We start from the raw sequence: 9940 nt of genomic DNA on the forward strand, positions 1-9940 counted from the left end.
CTTCCCCGGCCCGCACCGGCGCACCCTCCTCGCCGTCTCCGCAGCGGCCGGAGCCCTCGCCCTCTCCGGCTGCGCGGGCGCCGGCGACCCCGCCCGCCCCGGCGCGGACGCCGAGGCCAAGACCGGCACCCCCAGGCGCGGCGGCCGGCTGAGGGCCGCCTTCGCCGGGGGAGGGGCGAGCGAAACCCTCGACCCCCACCGCAGCAACCTCTTCGCCGACGCCGCCCGCGCCAAGGCCCTCTACGACAAGCTCGCCGACTACGGCGCCGACCTCTCCGCACAGCCCCGCCTCGCCGCGTCCTGGGAACCCGACGCCACCCTGAAGCGGTGGAAGGTCACCCTGCGGGACGCGGAGTTCCACGACGGCACTCCCGTCACCGCCGCCGACGTCCTGCACAGCTACCGGCGCATAGCCGACCCGAAGCGCGCCTTCCGGGCCAGGGCCTCCCTCGAACCCATCGACCTCACCGCCAGCCGGGCCCGCGGCACCCGGACCGTCGAATTCGTCCTCAAGCGCCCCACCGCCGAATTCCCCAACGTCATGGCCGCGTTCGGCGCGTACATCATCCCGGCCTCCGCCCGCGAGGGCGACTTCGACCGCGCGCCCGTCGGCAGCGGACCCTTCCGCCTGGTGTCCTTCGCACCCGGCCGCTCCACCCTGCTGCGCCGCAACGACGCCTACTGGGAGGGCGCCCCCTACCTGGACGAGCTGGAGTTCGTCGTCGCCGACGAGGAGTCCGCCCGCGTCAACGCCCTCCTCGGCGGCCAGGTGGAGTACGCCCACGAGCTGAACCCTGCCACCGCCCGCGCCCATGAGCACGGCGGGCGCGTCACCATCGTCCGGCTGCGCGACAGCGCCATGCAGTCCTTCGCCATGAAGACCGACCGGCCGCCCTTCGACGACCCGCGCGTCCGCCAGGCCCTCTTCCTCGTCGCCGACCGCGCGGAACTCGTACGCGGCGTCCTGTCCGGGGCCGGCCAGATCGGCAACGACCTCTTCGGCAAGGGCTACCAGTACTACGCCGACGAACTCCCCCAGCGCGAACAGGACATCGACCGCGCCCGGCGGCTGCTGAAGGAAGCGGGCGCCGACGACCTGCGCCTCACCCTGGACACCTCACCCGTCGCCACCGGCTTCACCGAGGCGGCCGCCGTCTTCCGCGACCAGGCCGCGCGGGCCGGCATCACCCTGCGCATCCGCACCGGCAGCAAGGACACCTACTGGAAGGACATCCTGGACTCGGGCACGCTCTGCTGCTACCGCTCCGGGGCCATGCCCATCGAGGCGCACCTCTCCCAGCGGCTGCTCACCGACTCGACCACCAACGCCACCCACTGGCGCCACCGCGACTTCGACGCCCTCTACCGGCAGGCCCAGTCCACCCGCGACCCGCAGCGCCGCGCCGACGTCTACGCCCGCATGCAGCGCCGCCTGCACACCGAGGGACCGTTCCTCGTCTGGGGCTTCGCCGACTGGATTCTCGGCACCGCCCGCAACGTCCGGGGCGTCGAGCGGCGGGCCCCCGCCAACACCCTCGACTGGGCCCGCTTCGACAAGGTGTGGCTGGCGTGACCGCGACCGGGCACCGGATCGCCCGCCGGCTGCTGCTCGGGGGCGCGCAGACCGCGGGCGTGGTCCTGCTCGTCTTCGCCGCCACCGAGGCCCTGCCCGGCGACGCCGCCGTCGCCCTCGCCGGCGACCAGCCCGACCCGGCCCGCATCGAGGCCGTCCGCACCGCCCTGCGGCTGGACCGGCCGGCCCACGAACGCCTGCTGGACTGGATGGCCGGGCTGCTCCACGGCGACCTCGGCGTCTCGCTCACCTCCGGGCGGCCGGTCGCCGCCGCCCTCGCCGACGGCTTCGGCCCCACCCTGCTGCTCGCCGTGCCCACGGTCCTGCTGCTCGTCCCGGCCGGCATCGGCCTCGGCGTGCTGGCCGCCCGGCGCGAGGGCGGCGCGGCGGACCGGGCCGTCAGCGCCGTACTGCTCGGCCTCTACGCCGTGCCCGAATTCGCCCTCGGCGCCCTGCTGGTGGCCGTCTTCGCGCTGCGGCTCGGCTGGTTCCCGCCGACCGCGGTGGGATACGGCACCGAACTGGCCTCCCACCCGGGCGCCCTCGTCCTGCCCGTCCTCGTCCTGCTCGCCCGCCCCGTCTGCTCACTCGCCCGGCTCGTCCGGGCCGGCATGATCGACGCGCTCGCCTCCCCGTACGCCGCCCAGGCCCGCCGCTGCGGCATCTCCCGCACCCGGGTCCGCTACGCCCACGCCCTCCCCAACGCCCTGGCCCCGGCCGCCCAGCAACTCGCCCGCACCGTGGACTGGCTGCTGTGCGGGGTGGTCGTCGTCGAGGCCCTGTTCGTCGTCCCCGGACTCGGCACCGTCCTGATGAACGCGGTCGCGGAGCGCGACCTGCCCACCGTGCAGGGACTCGCCGTCGTGTTCGGCCTCGTCACCGTCCTGCTCAACCTGGGCGCCGACCTGCTCACCCACCGCCTCGCCCCCCGGACGGAGGTGGCCGCGTGATCGCCCTCGCCGTGGCCCGCTCCCGGCGCCGCCTCCGGAGCATCGTCACCGGCCCCTCGCGCGACGCCGCGCGCACCCGGGGGCGCCCCGGCCTGCGCTACCTACCCGGTCTCCTCGTCCTCGGCGTGCCGCTGCTGCTCGCCCTGGCCGGGCCGCTGTTCGCGGGCGACGCCGGACCGCGCGGCACCTCGCTGACCACCGGCGGCGGTCACTGGCTCGGCACCGACTTCACCGGCCGCGACGTGCTCCGGGAGGTCCTGCTGGGCGGCCGGTCCGTCGTCACCGTCGCCGTCGCGGCCACGGCCCTGACCTACGCGGTGGCGCTGCCGGCCGGCTTCTTCTGCGCCCTCACCCGCCGGGCCTGGCTGGAGGAGGCGCTGATGCGCCCGCTGGACGTCCTGCTGTCGGTGCCGTCCCTCCTCGTCGTCCTGCTGGTCGCCGCCGCCGTGCGGCCGGGGGCGGCCGGGCTGGCGGTCGTGGTCGCCGTCGTCGGCATCCCGGACGCCGCCAGGATCGTCCGGGCCGCCGGGGCGGAAGCCGCCTCGCGCCCGGCGGTGGAGGCGCTCCGCATGCAGGGCGAGAGCTGGGCACGGCTCGCCCTCGGCTACGTCGGACGCTCCATCGGCCGCACCCTCGCCGCCGACATCGGCGTACGCCTCACCGGAGCCGTCTACCTCGTCGCCACCGCGGCCTTCCTCGGCGTGGGCGTCGCGCCGGACGCCGCCGACTGGGCCGTCATGGTGGACCGCAACCGCACCGGTCTCGCCGTGCAGCCCTGGGCGACCGTGGTGCCCGCCCTGCTGATCGTCGCCCTCACCGCGGGCGGCAACCTGCTCGCCGACGCCGCCCTCGCCCGACCGCCCCGCACGGAGAAGGACCGATGACACCTGTACGCACCCCCGCGCGGGAGCCCGTCGCCGTGATCGAGCGGCTGCGCGTCGAGATCGGCGGGCGCGCCGTGCTCGACAGCGTGGACCTCCGCCTGCGGCCCGGCCGAGTCACCGCGCTGACCGGCGGATCGGGCAGCGGCAAGACGACCACCGGGCTCGCCCTGCTCGGCGAGTACCCGCCCGGAGCGCGGGTGACCGGCAGCGTACGCGCGCAGCGGGGCCTGATCGGCTACGTGCCCCAGCACCCGGCGGCCGTGCTCAACCCGGCCCGCCGCGTCGGCGCACTCCTCACGGACATCGCCCGCACCCGGGTGCGGCACCTGCCCCGCTCCCGGCGCCGGGCCGCCGCACGGCAACAGGTGCTCGACGCGCTGGCCCGCGTCCGGCTGCCGGCGGACGGACGGCTGCTGCGCCGCTTCCCCCACCAGCTCTCCGGCGGACAGCAGCAACGCGTGGTGCTCGCCCAGGTGCTGCTGCTCGGCGCCCGCGTCGTCGTCGCGGACGAGCCGACCACCGGCCAGGACGCGCTGACCAAGCGCGGGGTCGTGGAACTGCTCGCCGACATCGCCCGGCAGGGCATCGCGGTCCTCCTGCTCAGCCACGACCGGGACGTGGTCCGCGCGCTGGCCGACGACGTGGTCGTCCTGCGCGGGGGCCGGACCCAGGAGGCCGCCGACCCGGCGGACGCGTCCGCCGCCCGCACCCCGCTGGGCGGCCGGACGCCCGGGGACACCGTGCTCGACGTACGCGCGCTGGACGCGCGGTACGGCCGGACGCCCGTGCTCGACGGGGTCTCGCTCACCGTCGCCGCCGGGGAGTGCCTCGCCGTCGTGGGCCGTTCCGGAAGCGGCAAGACGACCCTGGCCCGCTGCCTGAGCGGCCTGCACCCGCCCCAGGACGGAGCCGTCCTCGTCGGCGGCGAACCCCTGCCGGGCAGTCTGCGCGACCGCTCCCGGAACCAGGTGGCCGCGGTGCAGTACGTCTTTCAGGACGCGAGGGCCGCCTTCGACGAGCACCGCCCGGTCCTCGACCAGGTCGCCCGGACGGTGGTACGGCTGCGCGGAGCGGCCCCGGCCGCGGCGAGGCGCGAGGCGCTGACGCTGCTGGCCGAGCTGGGCCTCCCGGAAGCCGTGGCGGCCCGCCGCCCCGCCCACCTGTCCGGCGGCGAACTCCAGCGGGCGGCCCTGGCCCGCGCCGCCCTCGCCCGCCCCCGGATTCTGCTGTGCGACGAGATCACCTCCGGCCTGGACCCCCGCTCCCGCGACACGGTGCTCGCCCTGCTCCACGGCTTGCTGCGCGCGGGCCGCGTCGGGGCGCTGGTCCTGGTCACCCACGACTTGCGCACCGCCGCCCGGGCGAACCGCATCGCGGTGATGGACGGCGGCAGGGTGGTGGAGTCGGGCCCGGCGGAACGGGTGCTGGGCGCGCCGCAGCATCCGTTCACCGGGGCACTGGTGGCGGCGGACGCGCGGCTCCGGGACTGAGACGCGCCCCGCCCGGATCAGCCCTCGCCAGGTTCAGTCCCCGCCAGGTTCAGTCCCCGCCCCGCAGCGCCTCGATCAGGAGCAGCGCGATGTCGTCGCTGCCCGGCGTGGCGCTCCTGGCGTAGCGGACCAGGTCGTCGGCGACCGCTTCCATGGGGCGGTCCCCGGCGCGCGTGAACTCGCGGGCGAGCGCCGCCGTCGAGTCGTCCGGGTCGGTGCCGGGGACCTCCACCAGGCCGTCCGTGTAGAGGGCCAGCGCGGCGCCCGGCGGCAGGGGGATCTCCGTCGTCGGGTAGTGCGCGTCCCGGTCGATGCCGAGGAGCAGCCCGGGCGGCAGCCGCAGCACCTCCGTGTCGCCGCCGGGGTGCCGGAGCAGCGGCGGGGGATGGCCCGCCGTGGCGAGCAGGGCGCGGTGGCCGGCCAGGTCCAGGTGGACGTAGAGGCAGCTGGTGAAGAGGCCCGGATCGAGGTCGGCGAGCAGCCGGTTGGTGCGGGCGAGGACTTCGGCGGGCGGGGCGCCCGCCGAGGCGTGCACCGCGGTGCGGACCTGGCCCATCAGGGCCGCCGCCGTCACGTTGTGGCCCTGCACGTCACCGATGGCCGCGGCGGCGGTCGTCGCGTCGAGCGGGATCACGTCGTAGAAGTCGCCGCCGATGCCCATGCCGCGGGTGGCGGGCAGATAGCGGGCGGCCACGTCGAGGCCGCCGATCCGGGGCAGGGTGTGCGGGAGCAGGTGGGCCTGGAGACTGTGGGCCAGCCGCTCCTTCGTGTCGTACAGGCGGGCCCGGTCCAGGGCCTGGGCGATGAGCCCGGCGATCGACGTGAGCAGCGCCCGCTCCTCCGGTTCGAAGGGGCGGGTGCGCTCGTAACCGAGCACCAGCGTTCCGACGGCGTGTCCGGAGGCGAAGAGCGGCAGGAAGGCCCACGCGGCCAGCCCCTCCTGGAGCGTCGCGGGCTCGAAGGCGCGGCGGAACTCGTCGAACGTCCGGTAGAACGCGGGCTCCCCGGTCGTCAGGACGTGCGCGACGGGCGCCGGAGAGGTCAGCGGGGCGCCCTCGAAGCACTCCATCAGCGCGTCGCCGAAACCCCGGTGCCGCTCGACGCGCAGCCGCCCCTCGGTCACCGTCAGCACGGCGAGCGCCTGCACGCGGAAGGCGGGCACCAGCTGTTCGGCGACCAGTTCGACCACGTCCTGGAGGCCCACCGCCTCGGTGAGCGTCGCGGCCAGGTGCATCAGGTGGTAGAGGGCGACCGCGCGGCTCGGCGCGCCCGGGGACGCGGCGGCCCCGGTGGCGGCGGGCGGCGCGGGGGCCTGCGGATCGTCGGCCGGGGTGATGTAGACGCTGATCCCGGAGGCGTCCGGGTAGAGACGGAACGACAGCCACCGGTCCGGCGGGCGCAGGGCCACGAAGGACATCGGCTCCCGGCTGATCATCGCGCCCCGGTACTGGTCCTCGAAGAGCGGATCGGCCATCCAGGGCAGAGACTCCCAGGGCAGCGTCCCCACCAGCTCGTCCACCCGCCCGCCGACGAGTTCGGCACCGGTCCCGGTGAGATAGGTGATCCTGCCGTGGAGGTCCAGGGTGCAGCAGCCGCCCGGCAGCCGGCCGACGAAGTCCGCCGCGGCGACCGCCTCCGTGGGGGCGGGCGGGGGAGCGGTGGCGGGCGACACCACCCGCGGCGCGGTACCGGCCGTCACCGGGCTGCCCCGCTCGCGGGCCTCGTGCAGCACCCGCGCGGCCTCCCCGCAGCAGTGGTCGACCGCGTCCCGCTCCTGCGGCGTCAGCCGCGTCGGATGGGAGCCGGGCCACAGCAGCACGACCCCGCCGTGCACCCGGTCGCCCGCCACGAGCGGGGCGGCGGCCAGCGCGAAGCGGTACGGCAGGACGAGCGCGGGGCGCGGATACCGCCGGGCCAGTTCTTCCTGGCTGCCGAGCCACACCAGCCGCCGGTCCTTCACCGCGTCCGACACGGGCATCGGTGCGGACAGCGGCACCCGGAGCCACGGAGCGGCGATCTCCGGTGGCACCCCCGCGAGCACGGCGAGCCGGAGCGACGATCCGCCCGGCGGCAGCAGATAGAGCATCGCCACGACGGCGCCCGACTCCCGCACGGCGCACTCCACCGCCGCGGCCAGCCGGTCCGCCGCGGAGTCCATGGCGGGCCCCACATTGTCCATAAGCGGACAATACGCCCAAGGCTGGGGCTCGACACCGCGATGCCGCCCCTCGCGGTGCGCGTCGCACGGACCGGCCGGCCCGCCCCGATCGGACGACCAGGGCGCGCGCCGTACCGCCGAGCGGGCTGCAATGGACGGGTGACCGCGCCTCCCGACGACTGCCTCGCGCGCAACGAGTGGATCTGCGGCGCCTACCTGAGCAGCCGCCGGCACATCCTCTGGGAAGCGGCTGTGCAACACGTGCAGCTGACGGCGGTGTCCGTGCTCATCGCACTCGTCATCGCGCTGCCGCTCGCCCTCGCCGCCCGGAGCCGGCGCTGGGCGGCCGCCCCCGTGCTCGGGCTCACCACGATCCTCTACACCATCCCGTCCCTCGCCATGTTCTCGCTGCTGCTCCCGGTGTACGGGCTCTCCGCCTCGCTCGTCGTCGCCGGTCTCGTCCTCTACTCGCTGACCCTGCTCGTACGCAACCTCCTCGCCGGACTGCGCGCCGTGCCCGAGGAGACCCGGCAGGCGGCGCGCGGCATGGGCTACGGTCCCCTGCGGCTGCTCCTCACCGTGGAACTCCCGCTCGCCCTGCCCGCCGCCATGGCCGGGGTGCGCATCGCCACCGTCTCCGCCGTCTCCCTGGTCACCATCGGCGCCATCGTCGGCCACGGCGGACTCGGCAACCTCATCTACGCCGGGATGAACACCTACTTCAAGGCCCAGGTGCTCACCGCGTCCGTGCTGTGCGTCGTCATCGCCGTCGCCGCCGACCTGCTCCTCCTGCTGCTGCAACGCCTGCTGACCCCGTGGACCAGGAGCCGGCCGTGAACACGCTGACCGCCGCGTGGTCCTGGCTGACCACCGCCGCGCACTGGCACGGCCAGGACGGCATCGCGGTCCGGCTCGGCCAGCACCTCTACCTGACCGCCCTCTGCCTGGTCGTCAGCTGCCTTGTCGCACTGCCCGTCGCCCTGGTCCTCGGACACCTGGGCAAGGGCGGCGCGCTCGCCGTCAACCTCTCCAACATCGGGCGCGCCGTGCCCACCTTCGCCGTCCTGGTGCTGCTCCTGCTCACCCCGGTCGGCCGCTGGAGCGAAGGCCCCACCATCGTGGCGCTCGTCCTGTTCGCCGTGCCCCCGCTGCTCACCAACGCCTACGTCGGCATGCGCGAGGTCGACCGGGACGTCGTCCGGGCCGCCCGGGGCATGGGCATGACCGGCCGCCAGCTGCTCCTGCGGGTCGAGGTGCCGCTCGCCCTGCCCCTCATCGTCACCGGGGTGCGCATCGCGGCCGTCCAGCTCGTCGCCACGGCCACCCTCGCGGCCCTCGCGGGCGGCGGCGGCCTCGGCCGCATCATCACGGCCGGGTTCAACCTCGCGTCCACCCCTCAGGTGGTGGCCGGAGCCGTCCTCGTCGCCGCGTTCGCGCTCCTCGTCGAGGGCCTGTTCGAGGCGGCCCAGCGGCTGGCCCCGAGCCGGCTGGGGCTGCGCCCGGGGGACACCGCGTGAGGCCCGGACGCGGCGGACACCGGGTGGACCGGGGCAGGACCACCCGCCGGGCCCGCCGCGCGAGGGGCGGACGCCCGCTCGCCGCGCTCCTGCTGCTCGCCGCCACCGCCTGCGCCACCGGCCCGAGCCTGGAGAACCAGGGGGAGGTCACCGCCCCGCCCGGCGACAGCGCACACCTCACGATCGGATCGGCGGGCTTCACCGAGAGCGACCTCCTCGCCCAGATGTACGCCCTCCTGCTCGACCACGCCGGATACTCCACCGAGATCATCTCCGTCACCAACCGGGAGATCTACGAACCCGCCCTGGAGAACGGCCAGATCGACGTCGTCCCCGAGTACGCGGCCACCTTCGCCGACTGGCTGAACGCCAAGGAGCACGGCGACGACGCCGCCCCCGTCGGCTCGCCCGACCTCGCCGCCACCATGAAGGCCCTGCGCGCCCTCGCCGCACCGCGCGGCCTCACCGTCCTCGACCCCGGCAGGGCCGTCGACCAGAACGCCTTCGCCGTCACCGGGGCGTACGCGCGCGCCCACCGCCTGAGGACCCTGAGCGACCTCGGACGCTCCGGCCTGCCGGTACGGCTCGCGGCCGGCGACGAGTGCGTGCGGCGCCCCTACTGCGCGCCCGGCCTGAAGAAGACGTACGGCATCGACATCACCGCGGTCGACCCCAAGGGCGTGGGCACCACCCAGGCCAAGGAGGCCGTCCGCAGCGGCCGGGACCAACTCGTGCTGACCACCACCACCGACGCCACCCTGGACGACTTCGGGCTCGTCCTGCTCGCCGACGACAAGCACCTCCAGAACGCCGATCACCTCGTCCCCGTCGTCAACCGCGCCCGCGCCGGGAGCGCGGGCGTGCGCACGGCGCTGGGCAGGCTGAACACCGTACTGACCACCGCCGACCTGGCCCGGCTCAACGAACAGGTGGACAGCTGGCGGCGGCTCGCCGAGGACGTGGCCCGCGCCTACCTGCGCGCCGCCGGCCTCATCCCCGCGCCCGGGTGACCGAGCCCCGTCCTCAGGCGTCGGACACCGAGTCGAACGGCACCTCGTCGCGCCCCACGCCCCGCGCGTCCGCGTCCACCGAGCGCCGCAGCGCCTCATGGAGCTTCGCCGGAGTCAGCACCCCCAGGAAACGCGCCCCGTCCAGCACGGCGATCCACCCCGCGTCGTGCTGGAGCATCTCGCTGAACGCCCGCTTCAACGGCGCCCCCACCGGCACCCAGGCATCCATCCGCCGGGTCAGCTCACCCACCGTGCCCTCGCCCCCGGCGATCCGCAGGGCGTCCGCCGCCACCCAGCCGCGCAGCTCGCCCGACTCGTCCAGCACGACCGCCCACCGCGCACCGGCCGCCGCCAGAGA

9 protein-coding genes are annotated in these 9940 nt (G+C 75.7%); 7 read left to right on the forward strand and 2 right to left on the reverse strand.

Features of this window, described 5'->3' with window-relative positions; translation table 11 throughout:
* From MHW47_RS26395 to MHW47_RS26410, 4 genes are all read left to right on the forward strand, one after another.
* The coding region (locus tag MHW47_RS26395) for an ABC transporter substrate-binding protein (RefSeq protein WP_239226271.1) at positions 1-1573 on the forward strand (1573 nt) is incomplete at its 5' end.
* A complete protein-coding gene (locus MHW47_RS26400; protein ID WP_239226272.1) occupies positions 1570-2523 on the forward strand; it encodes an ABC transporter permease in 954 nt (317 codons plus the stop codon). The genes MHW47_RS26395 and MHW47_RS26400, both read left to right, overlap by 4 nt.
* A complete protein-coding gene (locus tag MHW47_RS26405; RefSeq protein ID WP_239226277.1) occupies positions 2523-3407 on the forward strand; it encodes an ABC transporter permease subunit in 885 nt (294 codons plus the stop codon). Before MHW47_RS26400 ends, MHW47_RS26405 begins: the two co-directional genes overlap by 1 nt.
* Entirely contained in the window at positions 3404-4897 is a 1494-nt protein-coding gene (locus MHW47_RS26410) for an ABC transporter ATP-binding protein (protein ID WP_239226273.1), read from the forward strand. The genes MHW47_RS26405 and MHW47_RS26410 overlap by 4 nt, the downstream gene beginning before the upstream one ends.
* 49 nt (positions 4898-4946) lie before the next feature.
* On the opposite strand, the gene MHW47_RS26415 is transcribed toward MHW47_RS26410, so the two are convergent.
* A complete protein-coding gene (locus MHW47_RS26415) occupies positions 4947-7076 on the reverse strand; it encodes a SpoIIE family protein phosphatase (RefSeq protein ID WP_239226274.1) in 2130 nt (709 codons plus the stop codon).
* Between the two features lie 138 nt (positions 7077-7214).
* On the opposite strand from MHW47_RS26415, the gene MHW47_RS26420 reads away from it, so the two are divergent.
* The 3 genes from MHW47_RS26420 to MHW47_RS26430 are packed head-to-tail and all read left to right on the forward strand — an operon-like array spanning position 7215 to position 9582.
* Positions 7215-7892 (forward strand): ABC transporter permease, encoded by a 678-nt coding sequence (locus MHW47_RS26420; RefSeq protein ID WP_239226275.1) that lies wholly within the window; start codon positions 7215-7217, stop codon positions 7890-7892.
* Positions 7889-8572 (forward strand): ABC transporter permease, encoded by a 684-nt coding sequence (locus MHW47_RS26425; protein ID WP_239226276.1) that lies wholly within the window; start codon positions 7889-7891, stop codon positions 8570-8572. Before MHW47_RS26420 ends, MHW47_RS26425 begins: the two co-directional genes overlap by 4 nt.
* 23 nt (positions 8573-8595) lie before the next feature.
* On the forward strand, positions 8596-9582 hold the full coding sequence (locus MHW47_RS26430; RefSeq protein WP_239226278.1) for an ABC transporter substrate-binding protein: 987 nt from the start codon (positions 8596-8598) through the stop codon (positions 9580-9582).
* 13 nt (positions 9583-9595) lie between these two features.
* On the opposite strand, the gene MHW47_RS26435 is transcribed toward MHW47_RS26430, so the two are convergent.
* Positions 9596-9940 (reverse strand): CBS domain-containing protein (locus MHW47_RS26435; protein WP_374230153.1); only part of this gene is annotated, 345 nt, incomplete at its 5' end.

It is taken from the genome of Streptomyces sp. OfavH-34-F, assembly GCF_022347745.1.
Taxonomy (GTDB): domain Bacteria; phylum Actinomycetota; class Actinomycetes; order Streptomycetales; family Streptomycetaceae; genus Streptomyces.

What these genes read in the sequence shown, in the direction of transcription:
- MHW47_RS26410 (WP_239226273.1), top strand. Translation starts at nt 3,404, where the DNA reads ATGACACCTGTACGCACCCCCGCGCGGGAGCCCGTCGCCGTGATCGAG.
- MHW47_RS26415 (WP_239226274.1), bottom strand. Translation starts at nt 7,076, where the DNA reads ATGGACAATGTGGGGCCCGCCATGGACTCCGCGGCGGACCGGCTGGCC.